Source organism: Martinezella rhizogenes (assembly GCF_000799715.1).
GTDB lineage: Bacteria > Pseudomonadota > Alphaproteobacteria > Rhizobiales > Rhizobiaceae > Rhizobium > Rhizobium rhizogenes_C.
In genome coordinates, this window is record NZ_JUHG01000016.1 from 1 (window position 1) to 24776 (window position 24776).

Here is a 24776-nt window from a genome sequence, read left to right on the forward strand (position 1 = left end):
TAGACGCCGGCCGGACAGTAGCGGGTCGACGGACCGGCAAAGATATCGTGTTCCGAATTCCTCTGCAGGGCCATGTCCTTGACCTTGAGATGAACCGGCTGGTCCTCCTCATGATTGGTGTTCGACAGGAACACCGAAGAGAGACGGTCGAAGGTGAGCACGCCGTCCGGTTTCGGATAGGCGATCGGCTTATGCTTGGCCGCCGGCTCCAGCGACTCGGCATCGGTCTTGCCGTGCTTCAGCGTGCCGAAGAAGGAGAGACCGAGGAGCTGGTTCGTCCACATGTCGAGGCCGCCAAGGGCCACGCCGATCGCCGTGCCGAACTTCGACCACAGCGGCTTGACGTTGCGCACGCGCTTCAGGTCCTTGCCGATATCGCCAGAACGCCATTCGTTCTCGATCTCGATCACTTCGTCATTGGCGCGGCCGGCCGCGATCGCATCGGCGATCTTCTCGGCAGCGAGCATGCCCGAGAGCACGGCATTGTGGCTGCCCTTGATGCGCGGCACATTGACGAAGCCGGCCGAACAGCCGATCAGCGCACCGCCGGGGAAGGAGAGTTTCGGCACCGACTGGTAGCCACCCTCGGTGATGGCGCGAGCGCCGTAGGAGATGCGCTTGCCACCCTCGAAGGTGCCGCGAATGGCTGGATGCGTCTTGAAGCGCTGGAATTCCTCGAAGGGATAGAGATAGGGGTTCTTGTAGTTGAGGTGCACGACGAAGCCGACGGCAACCAGATTGTCCTCGAGATGATAGAGGAAGGACCCGCCGCCGGTCTTCATGCCGAGCGGCCAGCCGAAGGAGTGCTGCACGAGGCCCTGTTTGTGGTTCTCGGGCTTGACCTGCCAGAGCTCCTTGATGCCGATGCCGAACTTCTGTGGCTCGCGATCCCTCGACAGGTCGAACTTGGCAATGAGCTGTTTGGCGAGCGAACCGCGCACGCCTTCGCCGATCAGGACATATTTGCCGAGCAGCTCCATGCCGCGGGTATAGTTCGGGCCGGGCTCGCCATTCTTCTCGATGCCCATGTCGCCGGTGGCAACACCGATGACGGCGCCGTCGTCATTATAGAGCACTTCGGTTGCGGCAAAGCCGGGATAGATATCGACGCCAAGGGCCTCGGCCTTTTCGGCGAGCCAGCGACAGACGTTGCCGAGCGAGACGATATAATTGCCGTGGTTGTTCATCAGCGGCGGCATGGCAAAGTTCGGCAGACGGATGGAACCAGCGGGGCCGAGCAACATGAAGTGATCGGCTGTCACCTCGGTCTTGAAGGGATGCCCCTCCTCCTCGCGCCAGCCGGGCAGCAACCGGTCGATGCCGATGGGATCGACGACGGCGCCCGACAGAATATGCGCGCCGACCTCGGCACCTTTCTCAAGCACGACGACGCTCAAATCCGGATTGACCTGCTTCAAACGGATCGCCGCCGACAGCCCGGCAGGGCCCGCGCCGACAATCACAACGTCGAATTCCATGCTCTCGCGTTCAGGCAGCTCGCTGGCGTCAGTCATTCACTCTCTCCGATTGGCCAGACATCCGATTGAAGCGGATGCGCGGCCTTGTCCCCTTTTGGGCGTCTTCCCCGTTTCGATTATCTCTTCTCAAAACGAGAGAGGATTGTCGAGCCGGGAAGCGACAGGCAATCCTCCAATTCACCCAATGCGTCAGTGAAGTTAAATGACGCTTACGTTAACGTCAATATTTTAACCCATATTTCGCGATCGTTTCGTGGCATTCAACTTTCAAAAGCGGTTTGCAGCGCTCTATAAATTCCGCCTGGAAGACTCAAACACTATGAAGGATGAACAGGATGGATCTCGGCATCAAGGGAAAGCGGGCGCTGGTTCTCGCCTCGTCCAAGGGATTGGGTCACGGCATCGCGGTGGCGCTGGCGCGCGAGGGGGCGAATGTCCTGCTTTGCGGCCGCAGCGGCGAGAGGCTGGAAGCCAATTGCAGGGCCATCAATGCCGAGGGCAAGGGCCGGGCCGACTGGATCTGGGCCGATCTCAACGATGACAACTTCGTCGATGTTGTCAGCAAGGCGGTTGGCGACAAGCTCGGCGGCCAAGACATTCTCGTCAACAATAGCGGCGGGCCGACGCCGGGGACGACGGAGGATATGACCGCCGACCGGCTGGAGACCTATTTCCTGTCGATGGTGGCGCGGATCATCACGTTGACCAACACGCTGTTGCCGGGCATGAAGACGCGAGGATGGGGACGCATCCTCACCGTTGCCTCCTCCGGCGTCATCGAACCGCTCTCCAATCTGGCGCTGTCCAACACGCTGCGCCCAGCACTCGCCGGCTGGAGCAAGACATTGGCGACAGAAGTGGCGGCGCATGGCATCACCGTGAATATGCTGCTGCCGGGCAGCATCGCCACCGATCGGCTCGCCGATCTCGACAATGCGGCGGCCAAACGCAGCGGCAAGAGCCTGGAGGACATCAGCGCCGAGCGACAGCAGCGCATTCCGGCCGGCCGCTACGGCCGCGTCGAGGAATTTGCCGCCACGGCCGCCTTCCTCTGCAGCGAACCCGCAAGCTATGTGACCGGCTCGATGATCCGCTGCGACGGAGGCGCGGCGCGGTCGCTCTGAAGAACAACTTTCACGCGCTAGAAGACACGCTCTGAAACCGGGCAAGACAACACAATTGCGTGAGTAACGGCGAGTCTCGTCACCGCGACCAGACTCGTCGTCTCAAGATAAACTCAGCAAAAGTCGGCTTCGCCTCGCTTTTATTACATGGCGGCAATCAAAAAATAGTCATTTCGATCATTTGCTGCGCTGCGAGAAGCGCTGCACCGGCAAAGCTTTCCAACCTTTAATTTTTCACCTCGCCGAACTGTGGTAAATTGCGGCGGAATGGCGTTCATGAATTCGCGTTATAGGGACAGAATAACCGAACGTTAGCGGTAACGGCGATGTGAGGAGTTGCAGCGAAATCCGTCCTTGTTTGCGCCGCAATAAATCCACTTCGAAGTCATCGCATTTCCCGCAACTCGCCTCGACCGGTTCTTAAATATGAAGAAATTCTGGCTCTCTCTCGGCCTTCTCGTTATTGCCGCCTTTGCAGTATGGAGCTACCGCGACCGTATCCCCTTTATGTCTGCTTTCGTTGACAAGGCGTCCGCCAAGACCGAGGATAGCACAAAGACGACGGATGCAGGCAGCCATGGCAAACGCCAGGCTGCTCCCCAGGTCGTCAAGACCATGGCCGTCACGAAAACGACGCTGGCCAACGACGTCACCGCCACCGGCTGGGCCGATGCGCAGGATACGACGACGATCGCGGCGCAGGAGTCCGGCATAATCGTCTCGATCGAGGCTCAGGACGGTGCCATGGTCAAAGCCGGCGACCTCATCGCCAAGCTCGATCCGCGCACGGCCCAGGCCTCGGTCGACAAGGACCAGGCGACACTGGCCAAGGACCAGGCAACCCTGACCCAGGCAGAATCGGCCCTCACGCGCGCCAAAAGCCTGTTGAACGGCGCGGGCACGCAGCAGACATTGGACCAGGCCGTCGCGGCGCGCGATACCGCGGCGGCGACGGTCAACGGCGACAAGGCGCAGCTGGCGTCCGATCAGGTTCTGCTGGAGAACACCCAGATCCGCGCGCCCTACAACGGCCGCCTTGGCGACGTCGCCCTCAGCGTCGGCGCCTATGTAAGCCCCGGCATGGCGATCGTATCGATCGCGCAGTACGATCCGATCTACGTCAAATTCCATCTGCAGGAGAGCCATCTTCGCGAACTGGAAGAAGCGATGAAAACCGGCTCCGTGCCGGTCAGCACCGTGCCCCGGTCGGAACAAGGCAAGGCGCGCCAAGGCGCGATGAGCTTTTATGACAATCAGGTCGACGCCGCCTCCGGCACCATCCTCGCCAAGGCCAAGTTCGAGAATGCCAATGGCGCCATCTGGCCCGGCCAGTCGGTCAATATCGTCATGCATTTCAACGACAGCCAACCCGTGCTCGTCGCGCCCACCGTGGCGATCAGCCCCGGTGCCGAGGGCTTTTACGCCTTCGTCGTCAAGGACAACAAGATTCATATGACGCCGGTCACCGTCGCTCGCCAGAATGGCGGCTTCACCGCCGTCGCCACGGGTCTTTCGGAAGGCGACCATGTCGTGGTCGAAGGTCAGGTGCAGCTCAACGATGGCCAGAGCATTGTCGAGCAGTTCAACGACGGCAAGTCTCAGAATGTCGCCTCGGCTGATGACCCATCGGGTCAGAAGACTGAAACGATTACGGTTGGAGCGCAGCAATGATCCCCAATTTCTGTATCCAACGGCCGGTTGCGACGACACTTCTGGCCCTGGGTGTAGTCATGGCCGGTCTGGCCGGCTATCAGCTCGTGCCTGTGGCGGCCCTGCCCCAGGTCGACTTTCCGACGGTCAACGTTACCGCACAGCTGACCGGTGCTTCCCCGCAGACCATGGCAACCTCGGTTTCGACCCCGCTGATCAAGCAGTTCGAAACCATCCCCGGCATCAGCGAAATCTCGTCGACTAACTCGCTCGGCAATACGAGCATCGTTCTGCAATTCGACCTCAGCCGCGATATCGATGCCGCCGCCGCCGACGTCCAGGCGGCAATCTCGAATGCCACGCGCCAGCTGCCCGACAATCTGACCGTGCCGCCAAGCTATCGCAAGACCAACCCGGCCGATGCGCCGGTCCTGCTCTTGGCCGTACAAAGCGATACGATGCCGCGCAGCAAGCTCGATGAAATCGCCGAAGACATTATCTCGCCGTCGCTGTCGACCATCTCCGGCGTCGCCCAGGTGACTGTCTATGGCGCGCAGACCTATGCCGTGCGGGTCGAGGTCGATCCGAACAAGCTGCAGGACCGCAGCATCGGTATCGATACCGTCAATACAGCGCTCGCCAACGCCAACAGCCAGGTTCCTATCGGCACTCTACAGAACAAATCGCAGAGCATGACGGTCAATGCCAATACGCAGCTGCTCAATGCCCAGCAGTTCCGCACCCTCGTTATCGCCAATCCCAATGGGGCGCCGATCCACCTGAGCGATGTCGCCGATGTCCAGGACAGCGTGGAGAATACCAATACGGGCTCCTGGTATGACGGCAAGCGGGCGATCATTCTCGCCGTTCAGCGTCAGCCGGACGCCAACACCGTCGACGTGGTGGATGCGATCAATGCCAAGCTGCCGCAATTGCATGCGGAAATCCCGGCTTCGGTCAAAACGAGCATCATGAACGATTCGGCTCAGCCGATCCGCGACGCTATTTCCGACGTCAAATTCACGCTGATGCTGACGATCAGCCTTGTCGTCCTGGTCATCTATCTCTTTACCGGCAAGCTGATGGCAACGATCATTCCGGGTCTTGCCGTGCCCCTGTCGCTGATCGCGACATTCGGCATGATGTATGTACTCGGATACAGTGTCGACAATATCTCGCTGCTAGGATTGACGCTCGCGGTCGGCCTTGTGGTGGACGACGCCATCGTCATGCTTGAAAACATATTGCGGCATGTCGAGGACGGCATGCCGGTGCTGCAGGCGGCGATCAAGGGCTCGGCGGAAGTCAGCTACACCATCATCTCGATGTCGATCTCGCTGATCGCCGTCTTCATTCCGATCCTGCTGATGGGCGGCGTGGTCGGTCGTATCTTCAACGAATTCGGTATGGTGGTCGCCATCGCCATCGTGTCGTCGGCGATCGTCTCCCTGACCGTCACGCCGATGCTCAGCTCCCGGCTTTCCAACGACCACCGCCCGCCACCGCTGCCGGTGCGCCTCTTCAATATCGGCTTCGACTGGGTCCAGAACGGCTACGACAGGGGTGTCGCCTGGTGTCTGCGCAACCGTGGTATCGTTCTTCTCTGCTTCGCCGGCTCGATCGGTCTCTCCGTGTACCTGTTCATGGTATTGCCGGCGAGCTTCTTCCCGACGGAAGATATCGGCCGCTTGCAGATATCCACCCAGGCCCGCCAGGATATTTCCTATACGGCCATGCGCGACCTGCAAAATCAGGCGGCGGCGGCCATCAAGCAGAATTCCGCCGTCGCGCATGTCATGTCGATCGTCGGCGGCAATGCGCGCCAGCCGTTGAACAACGGTACGATGTTTGTCGAGCTGAAGCCGAAGGATCAGCGCGAGCCTCTGGACACGACGTTGCGTGAACTGCGCGCCAGTATCGGCAAGATCGCTGGTATCAAGGCCTTCATCACGCCCCAGCAGAGCCTGCGCTTTGGTGGCCGCCAAACGGCCAGCCAGTATCAGCTCGTCGTCCAGGCGCTCAGCGCCGACCAGACCAACCTCTGGGCTAACAAGATCGAAGACAGCATGCGGCGCGATCCGCGCTTTACCGATGTGACGTCGGACGAGCAGAATAACGCGCTCCAGGCCAATATCGTCGTCGACACCGAAAAGGCGGCCGCCTACGGCATCAACAACAACCAGTTGCGCACCACGCTGGAAGAGGCGTTCAGCAGCTACGAAGCCGCGCAGATCCAATCCACCGGCGATAGCTACGACGTCATCGTCGAATTCGACACCAGCAAGCCCTGGGATGACCAGAAGCTTCAGGAGATCCAGATCGCGTCTGCAAGCGGCGCCCTCGTTCCGCTGTCGAACTTCGCGCATGTCGAACGCACGACGGGTCCGGTCACCATCAACCAGACCGGACAGCTCGTTTCGACCACGGTGTCCTTCAACTTGCCGGCCGGCGAGGCGCTCGGCGATGCCACCGCTCAGATCGAACAGATCAAGAAGGACCTCAATGTGCCGGCGGACGTCTTCACGTCCTATGGCGGCACCGCTCAGATCTTCCAGCAGTCGCAGGGCAGCACGCCTTACCTGATCCTTGCCGCCGTGCTGACGATCTATGTGGTGCTCGGCGTTCTCTATGAAAGCTTCATCCACCCGCTGACCATTCTGTCCGGTCTGCCGGCCGCCGCCCTCGGCGCGCTGCTCGCCCTGAAGCTCTTCGGCTTCGACCTGTCGATCATCGCGCTCATCGGCCTCTTGATGCTGATCGGTATCGTCAAGAAGAATGCGATCATGATGATCGACGTAGCGTTGGAAACGCTGCGATCGACCAGCGGCATATCGCCGGCGGCGGCGATCCATGAAGCCTGCGTGCGCCGTTTCCGCCCGATCATGATGACGACCTTTTGCGCCCTGCTCGGCGCGCTACCGATCGCCATCGGCGGTGGCGCCAGCTCGGAGCTTCGCCAGCCGCTCGGTATCGCCGTCGTCGGCGGTCTCGTCGTCTCGCAGATCCTGACGCTGTTCATCACGCCGGTCATCTTCCTCGAGATGAACCGCCTGAACGACTTCGTCGGCCGCCTCGGCAAGCGCAAGGACAAGCATCCGCACGAAGAGGAAGCGCCGACCGCCATTGCGGCGGAGTGACAGACAACGGGCGCCGAAAAGGCGCCCGTTTTGCTTCGGCAAGTCTTGCACTCGCAATCCAGTCATGCCATGACGCGCCCTCTTTACGACAGGGGCGCGTCTCGCGTTCGATGAGGGGGCGCTGCCCCATTCCAGAAAATTTCGACAGAAGGGAGTGCGGGCATGGCTCGGGCGCTTGGTCTTGACTTCGGCACAACGAATACGGTTCTGGCTCTGGCCGACGGTCCGGCGACGCAATCGGTCGCCTTCACCAGTGCGGCCGGCACGGCGGACAGCATGCGCACGGCACTATCCTTCATGAAGGATCCAGGGCTGGGTGCCGCCGCCCTGAAGGTCGAGGCGGGACATGCCGCCATCCGCCAGTTCATCGACAATCCGGGCGACTGTCGCTTTCTGCAATCGATCAAGACCTTTGCGGCCAGCGCACTCTTTCAGGGCACGCTGATCTATGCCAAGCGCCATACGTTCGAGGATCTGATGGAGATCTTCGTGCGCCGGCTGCGCGCCTATGCCGGCGATGGCTGGCCGGCGGAGGTCGGCCGCATCGTCGCTGGCCGGCCGGTGCATTTTGCCGGTGCCAATCCTGATCCGTCGCTTGCCACCGCACGCTACAACGAGGCCCTGTCCCGGTTCGGCTTTCCGGAAATCCACTACGTCTACGAACCGGTGGCGGCCGCCTTTTACTTTGCCCAGCATCTGAAGACGGATGCGACCGTGCTGGTTGCCGACTTCGGCGGCGGTACGACGGACTATTCGCTGATCCGCTTCGAGAGCCATGCCGGCCGGCTGACGGCGACGCCGATCGGCCATTCCGGCGTCGGCATCGCCGGTGACCATTTCGACTTCCGGATGATCGACAACATCGTCTCGCCCGAGATCGGCAAGGGCAGCTACTTCAAGAGCTTCGACAAGCTGCTGGAAGTGCCCACCTCCTACTATGCCAATTTTGGCCGCTGGAACCAGCTTTCGATCTTCAAGACCTCGCGCGAATATGCCGACCTGAAGAAACTGGTGCGCAGCAGCGTGGAGCCGGACAAGCTGGAGACCTTCATCGACCTCGTCGAGCATGATGAAGGCTATCCGCTCTATCAGGCGGTGTCGGCGACGAAGATGGCGCTGTCGGCCGAAGAAGAGGCGGAATTCAATTTCCCGCCGCTTGGCAAGGCCGGCCGCAAGACGGTGCGCCGCGCCGATTTCGAGCGCTGGATCGCCGACGATCTCGCCCGTATCGAGGGCGCGCTGGATGACGTGCTAACGACGACCAACACGTCGCCGGATACCATCGACAAGGTGTTCCTGACCGGCGGCACCTCTTTCGTGCCGGCCGTGCGCCGCATCTTCACCGAGCGCTTCGGCCAGGAGCGGATTGAGACCGGTGGCGAATTGCTGTCGATCGCCCATGGTCTCGCCCTGATTGGCGAGCGCGACGACATCAGCCAGTGGACGGCGTGAGGGTAGTTAGCTCCCTGCCCTTTTGTTCTGTCGCGGCTTTGGCTAGAGTTCGCCGATGATCTCAGCCAACGACCTCTCACCAGCCGAACTTGCCGCCCTTCTGCATTTTCATGCGGATGCCGGCGTGGAGTGGCTGCTGGAAGAGGAGGCCGTCGACCGTTTCGCCGAGTTCGAAGCGATGAAAGCCGCTCGCCAAGGCGCACGGGCGGCCCAACCGCGTGTCGAGGCACAGCAACCCGCAGCACGGCCGACACCGCAACCGGAGCGCCGTCAGGCCGCGCCAAAAGCGACCGCTCCTGCAGCCGCGCCCCGCAGCGCGCCCGCCATTCCCGACGAACAGGCCGTCGAACAGGCCCGCTTTGCGGCCGAAAGCGCGCGGTCGCTCAGTGAACTCAAGACGGCGCTTGAGGCTTTCAACAGCTGTAATCTGAAAAACAGCGCCCGCTCGACCATCTTCGCCAGCGGCACCCCCGAGGGCCGGATCATGGTGATCGGCCCGATGCCGACTGCCGATGACGACCGCGAGGGCGCGCCCTTTGCCGGACGGACGGGACAGTTGCTCGACAAGATGCTCGCCGCCATCGGCCTCAAGCGCGACGATATCCTGCTGACCAATGTCATTCCCTGGCGGCCGCCGGGCAATCGCGCGCCGTCCGCGCCGGAAATCGAGATTTGCCGTCCCTTCATCGAGCGACAGATCGCGCTCGCCGAACCGAAGGCCCTGCTGTTGCTCGGTAATTTCACGGCTCGCCACTTCTTTGCAAGCAACGAAACGATCCATGGCCTGCGCGGACAATGGCGGGACGTGACAATCTCCGGTCGAGCGATACCGGCGATCGCCAGCCTCCACCCCCAGGAATTGCTCACCGCCCCAATCAACAAGCGATTGGCCTGGAACGACCTGTTAGCCTTTAAAACGCGCATCGACGGCGAAGCTTGAGGCTAATTTTTTAGCAAGGATGAACGGAATATGAAAGCTGCCATGCACACACTGCATAGCAGCACTCCAATTGCGTGCATTGCGAAATCAATGTTGCACTGCAATATATAGGGCGTGTCTTGGGAGGAACTTTAAAAGGAACCAAGGCCGTGACGGCACGTTTTCGACCTATCCATTGCGGGTTTGATACCCTGCGCCGCGCCATTGAACCTATGCGCGCCACCAACGGCCATCGCAGCGTCGGCATTGCCGCTAATGAGCAGATGACTGCTCGCGGCACGGGGATTTCCGCGCGCATTGCCCGCCCGACCGCCATATTCGCCGATTTTCGTCAGTGCTGAAGAGGGATCATCTCATGTCTGCAGGATTTCGTTCCCTCTTTACCCTCCTCGATACCGTTGGGCATATTGGCTCGGCGGTGCGCGCGGCGGAGGAATTCGAGCGCTCCCGCGGCCTGCATAAGGTCACGAAGCGCGAAATGAGCCCCGCATTTGCAGCGGCGGCCGGCATTCCCCTGTAAGTTTGAAAAAGGGCGGGATCGATGATCCCGCCCTTTTTCGTTTTGGATTTTTATTATCAATTTTCATGAAGCGCACGCCGGGCCTAGCCCGGCGTTTTTTTTCTTCGGATTATTCCTTCGGCGCGGTGCCCGCAACAACGGCTTGCGCCCATTCGAAACCCTCGTCCACAGCCGCGAATTTCACGGCCTGCCAGCTGCAATATTCGTCGAGAAAGCCGCGCGACATCCACAGCCGCGTCTTCTTCGGCTCGTCGTACCAGCCAAGGCAGCCGTGATCGGCGGCCTTGCGCAAAAGGCGCTGCAAATGGGTGCGCGACATCATGAACTGCGTAGCGATCGCACGCGTGTCGATACGGCCAAGATCAATGCGACCGTCGGCCTCCGCGCCCGGGTCCAGCCGGGACATCAGATTATCGACCACGAGGCCGCCAGCCTCCGTCCATAGAAACATACCGACGCGCTCCGGCGGCTCGCGCCAGGCCGTCTCCTCCAGACAGCGGCGCGCCATCCGTGGCTGCGCCAGATCGAACAACCCCGGATGGGCAGCAAGCGTCACAGCGCGACTGCCATTATCGAGCATGTCGAGAGCAGCAAGATTGGCGAGAAACCAACTGAACATCGCTGCGTGACTGACCTCCGCCGGCTCGTAACGCCGCGGACGCCGCACGAGACCGGCGGCGGGAACGAGGAAGCGATAGGTCAGCAACTCCTCGATGTAGGTCAGCACGGTATTGCGGCTCGCCACGCGATGTTGCGTGATGAGATTGCGAAGCTCGACGGCTGTCAGGCCGGAGCCGGGTATGGCAGGATCGTATTCCAGATGAAGCGCATAGGCCGTCTGGGTCAACAGCCAGCGCTGTTGGGAAGCCAACAGCCGCGCGATCCGCGGTCCGCTGTCGTAACGGTTCCGCAGCGCCTCCGCCAGAAAGCGCAAGGAAGATACGAATTCGGGATGGCGAGCAAGTTGCTCGGCGGGAAAACTCAAGCGGGCCTCCTTATGGCGCCCTTCTTAAATATCAATAGGGAAGGAAATTTTCTAATTCTTACACGAATTTGCGGTCACCATGTATCATATTGGCACAACATAGCATGCTATAAATGCTGTTGATGCAAGAGGTTAAACAAAAAAAATACCATTCTGACATTTCCGTCGCCTATCTCTTCCATATCAGCGGGCGACCGAAGACAGGAACAACCATCCGCGTCACACAGCGTCGCGATTGATCACGCATTATTGCCGGGGTAGACCAAGATGCGCGGCAGCAATCGACGCGCTCCTCAACCCAATCCACCGGAATCCCGCTCCAATGCTGGCCAGCCTCGTCTCGATCGCCAGTCTGATGTTGTCAACATTGTTGATGATGGTCGGCTATGGCCTGATGAATTTCGTCGTCCCTATCCGCTCCGTGGCAGAGGGATGGTCGACCTTCACCATCTCGGTGATCGCCACCGGCTACACATTCGGCTTCACCATATCCTGCATCATCACACCGCGCTTCGTGCGGCGGGTGGGGCATGTGCGCGTGTTCGGCGCACTGATCTCGCTGCTCAGCATCGGCATCCTGCTTTGTGCCCTGATGGTCGATTGGCGTGCCTGGCTCGCCTTCCGCTGCATCAGCGGCTTTGGCATTGCCGGCGCCTATCTCATCATCGAGAGCTGGCTGAACGAGCGGGTCAACAATGAAAACCGCGCGACCATCTTCTCGGTCTACATGATCACCTGCCTGGTCGGCTCCATCGGCGGGCAATACCTGGTGCCGCTCGGCGACCCCAGCAACACGTCGCTCTTCATCCTGTGCGGCATCATCTTCGCGCTCGCCATGCTGCCGACGGCACTCTCGACCGCCAAATCGCCGACGCCGATCCACGAAGCCAAGTTCGACCTGCCGAAACTGTACCGGCTGTCGCCCATCGCCTTCATCGGCTCGCTGCTATCGGGCGCCCTCTCCGGCACCTGGAGCAGCCTTGGCGGCGTCTACACCCAGAATGTCGGCATGAATACCGCCGAGGGCGCGACGCTACTTGCCTGCGTACTCGCCGGCGGCGCGGTATCGCAAATGCCGATCGGCCGCATCTCCGACCTCATAGACCGGCGCTACGTCATGATCGTCTGCGGTGGCATCGGCGTTCTCGCCTGCATCATCATGACCTTGTTCGACGTGCATGCGCAGATGACGCTCTATGTCGCCGGCTTCTTCATCGGCACCGTGCTCTATCCGATCTATGCGCTCAATGTTGCGCACGCCAACGACCGCGCGGCACCCGACGAATATGTCACCATTTCCAGCGGCATCATGCTGCTCTACGGGCTCGGCACGGTCTCCGGCCCGCTGGTCGGCGGCGCGATGATGGAATTCGCCGGCCCATCCGGCCTTCTCTGGTTCCTGGCACTCGCCTTCGCACTTTATGCCGGCTACGCCGGGTGGCGCATCGCCAAGCGCAAGCCGAACGAAGGACGTATCGAGAAGACCGACTTCCAATCCATTCCGCTTCCCGTGCGCGGCGGTGAGCCACCCGCCCCTCCGGCGCCGTCGACAGTCGATTGACCGGCTAGGCCCTTGGCCAAGACTTTTTTTGGGTAAAAACAATATGTCTACTTCATAGCAGGCCATATTAACCTTTTAAAAACCATAGTATTTCAACTTCATTTCACCGCAACTCAATAATTTCTGCGGCGCAACATGTATTTCTAATAACTACTTCAGCTTTTACTGTTTACGAGGTCTACGTCCGATGACAGCAGCCCCATCGATGAAACGGAGCTCCCAGCAGCATGCGGTAACACCGCGCTCGATGCGAGTCGTGACCGATGGCATCGGCAAGGACCTCGAGCAGTTCAGCACCGACAACACCCATGTCGTCAAGCAGATCAAGCTTCTGGCGATCAACGCACTGATCGAGGCTGCCCGTGCCGGCGAAACCGGCAAGGGCTTCGCCGTGGTCGCCAACGAGGTGCAGCGCCTGGCGCAGATCGCCACCGATATCGCAAGCAAATTTCAGGATAACGTGCTCAGCCGTATCGGCGTCAGCCGCAACATGGCTGAAGCGCTGGTGGAGGAGATGGAGGGCGTTCGCCTGACCGATCTCGCCCAGACGCTGGTCCAGCTTATCGTCCGCAATCTCTTCGAGCGCACCGCCGACGTCCGCTGGTGGGCGACCGACACGGCGCTATGGGAAGCGCTTCAGGACCCCCAGCCGCAACGCATCGCCTTTGCCGCCGAACGGCTCGGCGTCATCAACCGCTTCTATACGGTCTATCTCGATCTGGTCGTGACCGACATGAAGGGACAGGTCATCGCCTCGGCCAATCCCACCTATCAGCGCAAGCTCGCCGGCACCAATCTTTCCTCGGATCCCTGGTTCAGGGCGGCAGCCAACTGCCGATCGGGCGACGACTATATCGTCGACGAGGTTCGGCCGAGCGAATGTCACGACCGGCGAAACGCGCTCGTCTACGCCACAGGCATTCGCGAAAGCGGGCGGTCGGACGGCAAGCAGATCGGCACGCTCGGTGTCTATTTCGACTGGCAGAACCAGGGACAGGCGATTGTCGACAAGGAAGCCAACCTGCCGCCGCAGGTCGCCGAAAAGACCGTGGTGATGCTGCTTGACGGCAAGAAACGCGTGATCGCCTGCAGCGATCCGAAACTCATGTTCTCGCATTTCGCGCTTGCCAATCCCGAGAGCACGACGCGAGGAAGCTATTACGACAACAACGGCGCCATCATCGCCTACGCCAAGACGCTCGGCTATGAGGATTATGACGGCCTCGGCTGGTATGGCGTCGTCGTGCAACAGACTGAAGCCGACGATGCGATCAAGGCGGCTTTCAACCTGAAATGAAGCCTAGCCTTGTTGATCAAATACTTTCGCCGTCGTCACAAATTGCAGTGACGCGATGATATGACTTTAACTTTGGTTCAGATTTCGATGTAATGATGCGGCGGATTTTCCTTCGGAGCGTTGCTCCGGATCAACGCCCGCCGCAGTTATCAGCCCGATCAGGATAGACCATGCGAACAGACACCGGCCAGATCGTTCATCTGGCAGACTATCGTCCCACCGACTTCGTACTGGAACGCGTGGACCTTACCTTCGATCTGCACCCGACGGAGACCAAGGTCGAAGCCCGGCTGATCTTTCACCGTCGCGAGGGCATCGATCCCAAGGCACCGCTGATACTAGACGGCGACGAGCTGGTCCTTTCGGGGCTGCTGCTCGACCAGGCCGAACTTCCGGCCGAACACTATACGGCAACGCCCGACAGCCTGACGGTCAAGGACCTGCCGGAAAGCGCGCCTTTCGAACTGACGATCACGACGGTCATCAATCCCGAAGCCAATACGCAGCTCATGGGGCTCTATCGCACCGGCGGCGTCTATTGCACCCAATGCGAGGCCGAGGGCTTCCGCCGCATCACTTATTTCCCCGATCGCCCCGACGTACTTGCGCCCTATACGGTCAACATCATCGCCGACAAGGCCGCCAATCCGCTGCTGCTGTCGAACGGCAATTTCCTTGGCGGTGCCGGCTATGGCGAAGGCAAGCATTTCGCCGCCTGGTTCGATCCGCATCCGAAGCCGAGCTATCTCTTTGCGCTGGTCGCCGGCGATCTCGGCGTAGTCGAGGATACGTTCGTCACCGCATCGGGCCGCGAAGTCGCGCTGAAGATCTATGTCGAACACGGCAAGGAGCCGCGCGCGACCTATGCCATGGACGCGCTGAAGCGCTCGATGACATGGGATGAGGAGCGGTTCGGCCGCGAATACGATCTCGACATCTTCATGATCGTCGCCGTCTCCGATTTCAACATGGGAGCGATGGAGAACAAGGGCCTCAACGTCTTCAACGACAAATACGTCCTTGCCGATCCGGATATCGCCACCGATGCCGACTATGCCAATATCGAACGGATCATCGCGCACGAATACTTCCACAACTGGACCGGCAACCGCATCACCTGCCGGGACTGGTTCCAGCTCTGCCTCAAGGAAGGCCTGACGGTCTATCGCGACCACGAATTCTCCGCCGACCAGCGCTCGCGTCCGGTCACGCGCATCGCCGAAGTCCGTCATCTGAAGTCGGAGCAGTTTCCGGAGGATGGCGGTCCGCTCGCCCATCCGGTGCGCCCGACGACCTATCGCGAGATCAACAATTTCTACACGACGACGGTCTATGAGAAGGGCAGCGAAGTCACCAGCATGATCGCCACCCTGCTCGGCCGCGATCTGTTCAAGACAGGCATGGACCTTTATTTCGACCGCCACGACGGCCAGGCCGTGACGATCGAAGACTTCGTCAAATGCTTCGAGGATGTCAGCGGCCGCGACCTCACGCAGTTCTCGCTCTGGTATCACCAGGCCGGCACGCCGCTCGTCACCGCTTCCGGCGCCTATGATGCCGCCGCGAAGACTTTTACGCTGTCGCTCGAACAGATGCAGCCGGCCACTCCGGGCCAGACGACCAAGGAGCCGCTGCATATTCCGCTGCGTATGGCCTTGATTGCCGAGGATGGCACGTTGCTGACGCCGACATCTGTGACCGGTGCGGAGCTGACCGGCGACGTTCTGCATCTGACGGCGCGGACGCAGACGGTCGTCTTTCACGGTATCCCATCGCGGCCGGTGCTGTCGCTCAATCGCAGCTTCTCGACGCCGATCAATCTGCAATTCAGCCAGAGCGCCAGGGATCTGGCGCTGATCGCCCGTTACGAGACCGATCATTTCGCCCGTTGGCAGGCGCTGATCGACCTTGGCCTGCCGAACCTGCTGCAGGCCGCCCGCGACGCTCGCCAAGGCATTCCGGTCACCTGCGATGCCGCCTTCATCGATGCGCTTCTGGCAGCGGCAAGCGACGAGAGCCTGGAGCCCGCTTTCCGTGCCCAGGCGCTGGCCTTGCCGAGCGAGGCCGACATTGGCCGCGAACTCGGCGGCGACAACGATCCCGATGCAATCCACACCGGCCGCCAGGCGATCCTCAAGCAGATCGCCGAGGCCGGGAAGGACATTTTCGCGTCCCTCTACGACAGCATGCAGACACCCGGCCCCTTCAGCCCGGATGCGGCCAGCGCCGGACGGAGGGCGTTGCGTAATGCTGCCCTTACCTATCTCTCGCAGTCGAACGATAGCCCTGTCCGCGCCAAGGCGGCTTACGACGCCGCCAACAACATGACCGATCTCAGCGCCGCGCTGACGATCCTTGCCCACCGTTTTCCCGACACGGCGGAGGCCAAGGCGGCCCTTGAGGACTTCCACGACCGCTTCACCGAAAACGCGCTGGTCGTCGATAAATGGCTCGCCATCCAGGCGGCTATTCCGGGTGCTGCGACGCTCGATCGCATTCAGCGCCTCATGGAGACACCGCTCTTCAAGCATACCAATCCGAACCGCATGCGCGCCCTCGTCGGCACCTTCGCCTTCGCCAATCCGACCGGCTTCGGCCGGGCTGACGGTGCCGGCTATCGCTTCCTCGCACAGGAAATCCTCGATATCGACCAGCGTAACCCGCAGCTTGCCGCCCGGATTCTGACCTCGATGCGCTCCTGGCGCTCGCTGGAACCAGTCCGCGCCGACCATGCTCGCTCCGCTTTGATGCAGATCGAACGCGCCGGGGGCCTTTCGACCGACGTTCGCGATATTGTGGATCGCATCCTCAAGGACTGATTTTCCGCTTGCCATCCGGTGATCGAGGCGGGTGATTTGCACCCGCTTTTTCAGCCAGGACGAGTCTCGGGTGCCCAAGCCCTACCCTTGCGGGTACAAAAAGCGCTGAAATCACTTATGGTTAACAAAGTTTTACCAGACCCTCTGGACAAGGCGAATCACGAGTGATTCATTAAGGCAGATTCGGGCGAGCGGCGCAGCGAATCACACGAGGGACAAGGCTAGAGCGATGGTGGACGTGCGGCGGGCAACCGCGGCCGATGGACGGCTGCGTGTTAATTTCGACGGTCTGAAATCCTGGCATAGCGGTGTTGGCGATCGAGCAGGAGTGCGGGCGGAGACCATTTCGCGCCGCTTTCCGCAAACGGAACATATCCTGAAGCGGGTCATTCCCGTCCTCATCGTCTCCTTTTTGATGGTCGTTGCCGCCTCGCATTTCTTCAGCATGATAACCGAACACGGACGCATGGCAGCCTCGGCCCGCCAGGCGACGTCGCTTTCCATTGCCGCCGCCGCGGCCGCCTTTTCCAACGATGCCAGCCTGTTTCGGGCCGGCGATCGCGATGGAGCGGAAAGGAAGCTTTCGACCTACCTGCCGCAGGACCGGCTCGATACCGGCGCCTTCGTGCTTCTGGTTCAGGCAAGCGGCCGCGTCTTCGGTTCATCGGCCGCTGGTTCCAACTATATCGGCCTGACGATCTCCGATTTCTTCCCCGAGGTCTCGGCCATCCGCAGCTTCGGCGACCATGCCGGCGTGATCGAGACGATGATCGACGGGGCGCCCTACTATGCGGCGATCTCGCTGATCGGCGACAAGGGCGATTTCGTTCTCTCGGCCGCCTCGATGGAGCAGATCGACAAGCTCTGGCGCGATGAACTGACACTCAACGTCACGCTGTTTGCCGGCATTTCTTCCATCCTGCTCGTCATCCTCTATGCCTATTACACCCAGGTGAAACGGACGCGCGACGCCGACGAGATCTTCCTCGAATCCAACCTGCGCGTCGAAACCGCGCTGTCGCGCGGCCGCTGCGGCCTCTGGGATTTCGATTTTTCCAGCCGCGAATTCTTCTGGTCGCGGTCGATGTACGACATGCTTGGTCTGCCGGCCGCCGACCGGCCGATGTCATTTGCCGATGCGGAGCGGCTGATGCACCCCGACGACAACAGCCTGCATACGCTGGCGCGCTCGATCACCCGCGGCAGCGCCGGCCAGGTCGACCAGATCCTGCGCATCCGCCATGCCAAGGGGCATTATGTCTGGATGCGCGCCCGCGCCCAGGTCATCCGCACCAATTCCGGCCGCGTCCACATGATCGGCATCGCCATGGATGTCACAGAGCAGCACCGGCTGGCGCAGCGCTATGCCGAGGCCGACCAGCGTCTGGCGGACGCGATCGAATGTACCTCGGAAGCCTTCGTGCTCTGGGACAAGAACGACCGGCTGGTGATGTGCAACGACCATTTCCAGCAGGCTTACGGCCTTCCGAACGGCGTGCTGGTGCCGGGCACGGAACGCGCCGTGGTCAACGCCGCCGCGGCACGCCCGATCATCGAGCGGCGCATCGTCGATCCAGGCCGCTCCAACCACTCGCAGACGACCGAAGTGCAGCTTGCCGACGAGCGCTGGCTGCAGATCAACGAACGCCGGACCCGCGACGGCGGCCTCGTCTCCGTCGGCACTGACATTACCCAGCTGAAACGTCACCAGGAACGCCTGCGTGAGTCCGAGCGCCGGCTGATGGCGACGATCAACGATCTCTCCGCCTCCCGGCAGATCCTTGAGCGGCAGAAGGCGGAGCTTTCGACCGCCAACACCAATTATCTCGCGGAGAAGGAACGCGCCGAAGCCGCCAACAAGGCCAAATCGGAATTCCTCGCCAACATGTCGCATGAGCTGCGCACGCCGCTCAACGCCATCCTCGGCTTCTCCGAAATCCTGCAGGACCAGATGTTCGGTCCGCTCGGTTCGTCGAGATACAATGAATATGCCAAGGATATCCACGACAGCGGCAAGCATCTGCTGAACGTCATCAACGACATTCTCGACATGTCGAAGATCGAGGCGGGACATATCAAGCTCTCCTGCGAGAAGATGGATCTCGCGCCGCTGATCGAGGAATGCCTGCGCTTCACCTCCATCCCGGCCGCCTACAAGAATATCCTCGTCGAACAACGCATTTGTTCCGGCCTCAAGCTGACGGCTGACCGCCGCGCCATGAAGCAGATCCTGCTCAATCTTCTTTCCAATGCCGTGAAGTTCACCAATGACGGCGGCCGCGTCGCGGTGCGCACCCGCAGGGTCGAGGGCGCCGTGGTGCTGACCATCGCCGATACCGGCATCGGCATTCCCAGATCGGCACTCAGCAAGATCGGCCAGCCCTTCGAGCAGGTGCAAAACCAATATGCCAAGAGCAAGGGCGGCTCAGGCCTCGGGCTTGCCATCTCCCGGTCACTGACCGTTTTGCATCACGGCCGCATGCGCATCCGCTCGCGCGAGGGCATCGGTACCGTCATCGCCATCCGCATCCCCGATCAGGGCTGAATCAGACCTTCACGACCGACTGAAAGACTTTCCGCACCGCTTTCGACAGCCGTTTAAGCTCCGCCTCCAGCGTGCGGATATCCGGGCAATCGCCCGCACGGCAGACCAGCTCGACCAATCCCGAAGGCACCTTGCCCGGATCGAACGGGCCATCGACGCAGAGCCGGATCAGTTGCGACAGCTCGGTGTAGAGATGCAACGCCTCCAGGCAAAGATCGAGATCGTTGCGGTCCATCAGGCTGCCGCCGAGCAACTTCAGCGCCTCGCCGGTGCTCAGACCATTGGCATCGATGCCGACACCGTGCGCAGGCGCGATCAACCTCAGATATTGAGCGATGAATTCGATATCGATCAGCCCGCCGGGGATCAGCTTCAGGTCCCAGATGCTCACCGGCGGCTTTTCCTGCTCGATTAGGCCGCGCATCTCGGCGACATCCCTGGCGATCTTCGGGATATCGCGCTTTGCCGAGAGCACCTCGCCGATGATCCGCTCGGCGATGAGGACAAGGTCCTCATCGCCGCAGATCAGGCGGGCGCGGGACAGCGCCATATGCTCCCAAGTCCAGGCTTCCTCGCGCTGGTATTTCTCGAAGGAGTTGATGCGAGTTGCGACCGGTCCCTTGTTGCCCGACGGGCGTAGGCGCATGTCGACCTCATAGAGCACCCCTTCGGCCGTCGGCGCCGACAGAGCCGCGATCAGCCGTTGAGTGATGCGAGTGAAATAACGGGTGGCGTCGAGCGGTTTTGGACCGGAGGATTCGCCAGCCGTGTCGTCGTAATCGTAAAGCAGGATGATATCGATGTCCGATCCGGCTGTCAGTTCGAAGCTGCCGAGCTTGCCCATACCCATGATTGCGACGTGGCCGCCGGGATAGTCGCCATGCGCCACCCTGATTTCCTTCATCACCGCATTCAATGCCGCCTCCACGATGAGATCGGCAAGATAGGTGAAGGCGCGGGCCGCCATGGCGCCGCCGATCGTGCCCGTCAGCAGGCGGATGCCGATCAGGAAGCGCTGCTCCGAGGCGAAAATGCGCAGCCGGTCCAGCACCTCCTCATAGTGCCGCGCCGAGGCCAGAAAACTGGTGATGCGCTCGGCCAGATAGTCGCGCGTCGGCAACTCCGCCATCAGGCGCGGGTCAAGCATGCCGTCAAAGACATGCGGCTTGGCGGCTATGATCTCGGCAAGCCGTGGCGCCGAGGACATGATGTTGACGATGAGGGAGAGCAGCGCCGGGTTTGTGCTCAGCAGCGAGAAAAGCTGGATGCCGGCAGGCAGGCCGGAGATGAAGCTGTCGAAGCGCAACAGCGCCTCGTCCGCCCGCTTGCTTTCGCCGAAGACCCGCAGCAGCTCCGGGGTCAGTTCCGTCAGCCGCTCGCGCGCCTCGACCGACTGCGTCGCGCGGTAGCGGCCATAGTGCCAGGTGCGGATGACGCGGGAAATGTCGGATGGCCGTTCGAAGCCAAGGCGACGCAGCGTCTCCAGCGTGTCGGGATCGTCGCCCTGGCCGGTGAAGACCAGATTGCCGGTCCCGCTCGAAAGCTTCGTCTCCTGTTCGAACAGACGCGCATAGCGCCGCTCCACCGTCTTCAGCCTGGCGACCAGCGCCTCGGAAAAGCCGGAGATATCGGTGAAGCCCATCAGGAAGGCGACCCGCTTCAGCTCGGCATCCGTTTCAGGCAGCAGATGCGTCTGCTCGTCGCGCACCATCTGGATGCGGTGTTCGACATCGCGCAGGAACCAATAGGCTTCCGTCAGCTCGTCTCGCGTTTCCGCGTCGATCCATTTCGCTTTGGTCAGCTCCGCCAGCGTTTCCTCGGTGGCGCGGGAGCGCAGCTCCGGCATGCGGCCGCCGGCGATCAGTTGCTGCGTCTGGACGAAGAACTCGATTTCGCGAATGCCGCCGCGACCGAGCTTGACGTTGTGGCCCTTGACCGCGATTGCGCCATGGCCCTTGTGCACATGGATCTGCCGCTTGATCGAATGGATATCGGAAATCGCCGCATAGTCGAGATATTTGCGGAAGACAAAAGGCACGAGATCACGGATGAAGGCCTGACCGGCGGCAATATCGCCGCCGACGGCGCGCGCCTTGATGAAGGCGGCGCGCTCCCAATTCTGTCCCCTGCCCTCGTAATAGATCATTGCCGCGTCGACGGGGATGGCAAGCGGCGTCGAGCCGGGATCGGGGCGCAGGCGCAGATCGGTGCGGAAGACGTAACCGTCGGCAGTGCGCTCCTGAAGGATACGCACCAGCCGACGCATCAATCGCGGGAAGATATCGATGGCATCATCGGGATTGGGGACGATACCGGCCATCTCATCGAAGAAGACGACCAGGTCGACATCGGAGGAATAGTTCAGCTCTCCGGCGCCGAGCTTGCCCATGCCGAGCACGATCAGGCCGGAGCCATTGCTCGGCGCGGAGGGATCGCGAATCGTGATCTTGCCGGCCTCATGCGACGACAGCAGCAGATGATCGATCGCCGCCGAAATCGAGGCTTCGGCGAGCGCGCTCAGCCAGCGCGTCGTTATCCTTCCGTCGAAAATTCGAGCGAGATCGGCGAGCGCGATGAGGAAGGCGGCGCGGCGCTTGGCGATGCGCAGGCGGCTCATCACCTCGGATTCGGAGGGAGACGATGTATCACCCTCGCCCGGCAGCCAGGCACGGCGAGCCTCGGCCACCAAAGCCTCGATCTGCGGCGACAGAGGTTTGCTGACGGCCGCGACGAGCAGTGCCGGATCGAGATTGGCGATTTCCCGGAGATAGGGCGAGAGCGTCAGCGCAGCGGCAATAAAGTCGCGCAAGGAGCTGTCGCCATCGAGAAAAGCAGCAATTGCCGGCTCCGATTTGGCAATATCCTTGAGGTCGGCAAGCGCCGCTTTCAGTTCCGTCTGGTTGAGCGGGCGAAGTCGCCCCGGCGGAACATCCCGCAGCAGATCGCTTTCCATCATCGACATCCAGTTTCCTCCCTACCGCGGCGCACGTCCGATTGGACATGCAAAGACGCAGCAATCACCTTGATCGGCATCCAGTCCCGAGCAATCCGATGCAGCAGGATTAACCTATTGTTTCTGCGTGGGGAAGATCATGGTCACGGTGAGACCACGGGCATCGGGGCTGGCCGGGTCGGTATCGGAAAGCTCCAGCTGACCGCCATGCAACTCCATCACCGCCTCCACCAGGGAAAGGCCCAGGCCCGTGCCAGGCTTGGAGCGGCTTTCGTCCAGACGGAAGAAGCGCTTGAGCACCTCGGTCCGCTGGTGGGCGGGAATGCCCGGGCCATGATCCGCAACAGCAAGATTGACGGCGTCCGGCGTCCGCGACAGCTTCAGCACCACCGCCTGCTTGCCGGGGCAGCCGGAGGCGTATTTGACGGCATTGTCGATGAGATTGAAGATCGCCTGGCCGATCAGCTCGCGATTGCCCTGCACCTCGACATCGGGCTCGATTTCGGCGGTCAGAACGAGACCCGCCTCTTCGGCAACCGGCTCATAGAGCTCGGCGGTATCGGCGACGATGGAGGAGAGATCGACGCCGGTCATCTCCGCGGCAACGGAACCGGCCTCGACGCGGGAAATCATCAGCAGGGCGTTGAAGGTGCGGATCAGCTGGTCGGACTCGCCGATAATGCCTTCCAGCGCCACGCGACGGCCATCGCTGTCGGCGTGGTCGAGCGCATCCGCCGCCTTGTTGCGCAGCCGCGTCAGCGGCGTCTTCAGGTCGTGGGCGATGTTGTCGGAGACCTGTCGCAGACCTTCGTTCAGTTTCTCGATGCGCTCCAGCATGGCATTCAGCGATGTCGACATGCGGTCGAATTCATCGCCGGAGCCTCCGACCGGCAGGCGCTGCGACAGATCGCCGGCCATGATCTTGCGGCTGGCGTCGGTCATGCGGTCGATGCGCTTCAGCGCGTTACGGCCAATGCCGAACCAGATGACCAGCGCGCCGAGACCCATGATCGCCAGCGCCAGCATCAGCGCCTGACGCACCAGCACGCGAAAACGCTCCGGCTCGCCGAGGTCGCGGCCGATCAGAATGCGCAGGCCATTGTCGAGGAGGAAAATATTGGCGATCGCCAGATGCCGGCGCTCGGGGTCGACGCCGGAATCCGTGTAGCGCTCATAGACGAAAGGCAGCTCCGTCCAGCCGGCCTGGCCGAGAACGCCGGGCTGCACCGAAGCGACGTTGCCGGCGAGGATATCGCCGGTGGGGCTGGCGATGACATAGAGGTTGGCGCCTGGCTGGCGGGCCCGGCGTTCCATCGTGCGCAGCAGCAGGTTCAGGCCGCCGACATCGTAGGCACGCTTGACCTGGCTGACCTCCTGCTGCACGGCATCGCGGATCTGCCCGGTCAGCAACCGCTCGGACATGGCCGTGACGTAGAAGACGAGCGTGGCGGCGCAGAGCGCAAAGAGAAGGATATAAAGGGCGGAAAGGCGAACTGCGGTGGACTTGAAGAGGACGCGAAAGCGGCTCATCCGTCGTCCTTGATCATGTAGCCGGCGCCACGGATGGTCTTCAGCAACGGCTGGCTGAAGTCTTTCTCGATCTTCGAGCGCAGGCGCGAGACGTGGACGTCGATAACGTTCGTCTGCGGATCGAAATGATAATCCCAGACATTTTCGAGCAGCATGGTGCGCGTCACCACCTGGCCGGCATTCTTCATCAGATATTCGAGCAGGCGGAACTCGCGCGGCTGCAAGGGTATATCCTTGCCGCCACGACGGACCTCATGCGACAGCCGGTCGAGCTCCAGATCGCCAACGCGGTAGAGCACGTCCTGATCCGGCGTCCCCTTGCGGCGGCCGAGGACTTCAACGCGGGCGAGCAATTCACTGAAGGCATAGGGCTTCGGCAGATAGTCGTCGCCGCCGGCGCGAAGGCCGGTGACGCGATCATCGACCTGGCCGAGGGCGGAAAGAATGAGAACCGGCGTATGCACGCCCTTGCGGCGCAACTCGCTGATGACGGAAAGGCCATCGCGACGCGGCAGCATGCGGTCGATGATGGCGACGTCGTAGGCATTTTCCGTGCCCATGAAGAGACCGCTCTCGCCGTCGCTCGCATGGTCGGCGACAATGCCGGCCTCGCGAAACGCCTTGGTGAGATAAGCGGCCGCTTCCAGATCGTCTTCGATAATCAAAATCTTCATGTGGGCAACATTATCCGCCGGCAGTGCTTTAGCACAACCGGAATCGGAGGAGTCCACAGCATGTTGGCCAGAGGTTGTCATCTTGTACCTGCCCTGAAAACGTTGATCGAT

At 61.3% G+C, this 24776-nt stretch carries 16 protein-coding genes; 11 read left to right on the forward strand and 5 right to left on the reverse strand.

Annotated features, from left to right (window positions below; translation table 11 throughout):
* Window positions 1-1514, reverse strand: a 1514-nt coding sequence (locus EX00_RS22260; RefSeq protein ID WP_047463022.1) for an electron transfer flavoprotein-ubiquinone oxidoreductase, incomplete at its 3' end; no start/stop codon positions are given.
* 299 nt (window positions 1515-1813) lie between these two features.
* Between EX00_RS22260 and EX00_RS22265 the strand changes: the two genes are divergently transcribed.
* The 7 genes from EX00_RS22265 (at window position 1814) to EX00_RS31770 (ending at window position 10301) form a co-directional block, all read left to right on the forward strand.
* Entirely contained in the window at window positions 1814-2602 is a 789-nt protein-coding gene (locus EX00_RS22265; protein ID WP_047463025.1) for an SDR family oxidoreductase, read from the forward strand.
* A 426-nt stretch (window positions 2603-3028) separates the two neighbouring features.
* On the forward strand, window positions 3029-4273 hold the full coding sequence (locus tag EX00_RS22270; RefSeq protein ID WP_047463028.1) for an efflux RND transporter periplasmic adaptor subunit: 1245 nt from the start codon (window positions 3029-3031) through the stop codon (window positions 4271-4273).
* A complete protein-coding gene (locus tag EX00_RS22275; protein ID WP_047463031.1) occupies window positions 4270-7389 on the forward strand; it encodes an efflux RND transporter permease subunit in 3120 nt (1039 codons plus the stop codon). The genes EX00_RS22270 and EX00_RS22275 overlap by 4 nt, the downstream gene beginning before the upstream one ends.
* Before the next feature lie 162 nt (window positions 7390-7551).
* Window positions 7552-8841 carry an Hsp70 family protein gene (locus EX00_RS22280; RefSeq protein ID WP_047463035.1) on the forward strand — a complete coding sequence of 430 codons (1290 nt, stop codon included), beginning with the start codon at window positions 7552-7554 and terminating at the stop codon, window positions 8839-8841.
* A gap of 55 nt (window positions 8842-8896) precedes the next feature.
* On the forward strand, window positions 8897-9781 hold the full coding sequence (locus EX00_RS22285) for a uracil-DNA glycosylase (RefSeq protein ID WP_047463038.1): 885 nt from the start codon (window positions 8897-8899) through the stop codon (window positions 9779-9781).
* Window positions 9782-9930: 149 nt separating this feature from the next.
* A complete protein-coding gene (locus EX00_RS22290) occupies window positions 9931-10122 on the forward strand; it encodes a hypothetical protein (protein ID WP_047463041.1) in 192 nt (63 codons plus the stop codon).
* 14 nt (window positions 10123-10136) lie between these two features.
* A complete protein-coding gene (locus EX00_RS31770) occupies window positions 10137-10301 on the forward strand; it encodes a hypothetical protein (protein WP_202903752.1) in 165 nt (54 codons plus the stop codon).
* 109 nt (window positions 10302-10410) lie between these two features.
* On the opposite strand, the gene EX00_RS22295 is transcribed toward EX00_RS31770, so the two are convergent.
* Window positions 10411-11286, reverse strand: a complete 876-nt coding sequence (locus EX00_RS22295) for a hypothetical protein (protein ID WP_047463044.1) — start codon at window positions 11284-11286, stop codon at window positions 10411-10413.
* A 322-nt stretch (window positions 11287-11608) separates the two neighbouring features.
* Between EX00_RS22295 and EX00_RS22300 the strand changes: the two genes are divergently transcribed.
* From EX00_RS22300 to EX00_RS22315, 4 genes are all read left to right on the forward strand, one after another.
* The gene (locus tag EX00_RS22300; protein WP_047463046.1) at window positions 11609-12847 is read left to right on the forward strand and encodes an MFS transporter; all 1239 of its coding nucleotides are present in this window, start codon (window positions 11609-11611) and stop codon (window positions 12845-12847) included.
* A gap of 187 nt (window positions 12848-13034) precedes the next feature.
* The gene (locus EX00_RS22305) at window positions 13035-14144 is read left to right on the forward strand and encodes a methyl-accepting chemotaxis protein (protein WP_047463049.1); all 1110 of its coding nucleotides are present in this window, start codon (window positions 13035-13037) and stop codon (window positions 14142-14144) included.
* A 170-nt stretch (window positions 14145-14314) separates the two neighbouring features.
* The gene (pepN, locus tag EX00_RS22310; protein ID WP_047463051.1) at window positions 14315-16963 is read left to right on the forward strand and encodes an aminopeptidase N; all 2649 of its coding nucleotides are present in this window, start codon (window positions 14315-14317) and stop codon (window positions 16961-16963) included.
* 229 nt (window positions 16964-17192) lie between these two features.
* A complete protein-coding gene (locus EX00_RS22315; RefSeq protein WP_047463053.1) occupies window positions 17193-19508 on the forward strand; it encodes a PAS domain-containing sensor histidine kinase in 2316 nt (771 codons plus the stop codon).
* A 1-nt stretch (window position 19509) separates the two neighbouring features.
* Here EX00_RS22315 and EX00_RS22320 read toward each other — a convergent pair whose 3' ends face one another.
* The 3 genes from EX00_RS22320 to EX00_RS22330 all read right to left on the reverse strand — a co-directional run bounded on the left by EX00_RS22320 (window position 19510) and on the right by EX00_RS22330 (window position 24746).
* The gene (locus tag EX00_RS22320; RefSeq protein ID WP_047463056.1) at window positions 19510-22470 is read right to left on the reverse strand and encodes a bifunctional [glutamine synthetase] adenylyltransferase/[glutamine synthetase]-adenylyl-L-tyrosine phosphorylase; all 2961 of its coding nucleotides are present in this window, start codon (window positions 22468-22470) and stop codon (window positions 19510-19512) included.
* Window positions 22471-22575: 105 nt separating this feature from the next.
* Complete coding sequence (locus tag EX00_RS22325; RefSeq protein ID WP_047463059.1) at window positions 22576-23991, reverse strand: sensor histidine kinase; 1416 nt, start codon at window positions 23989-23991, stop codon at window positions 22576-22578.
* Window positions 23988-24746 carry a response regulator transcription factor gene (locus EX00_RS22330; RefSeq protein ID WP_047463822.1) on the reverse strand — a complete coding sequence of 253 codons (759 nt, stop codon included), beginning with the start codon at window positions 24744-24746 and terminating at the stop codon, window positions 23988-23990. The genes EX00_RS22325 and EX00_RS22330 overlap by 4 nt, the downstream gene beginning before the upstream one ends.
* Window positions 24747-24776 lie beyond the last annotated feature (30 nt).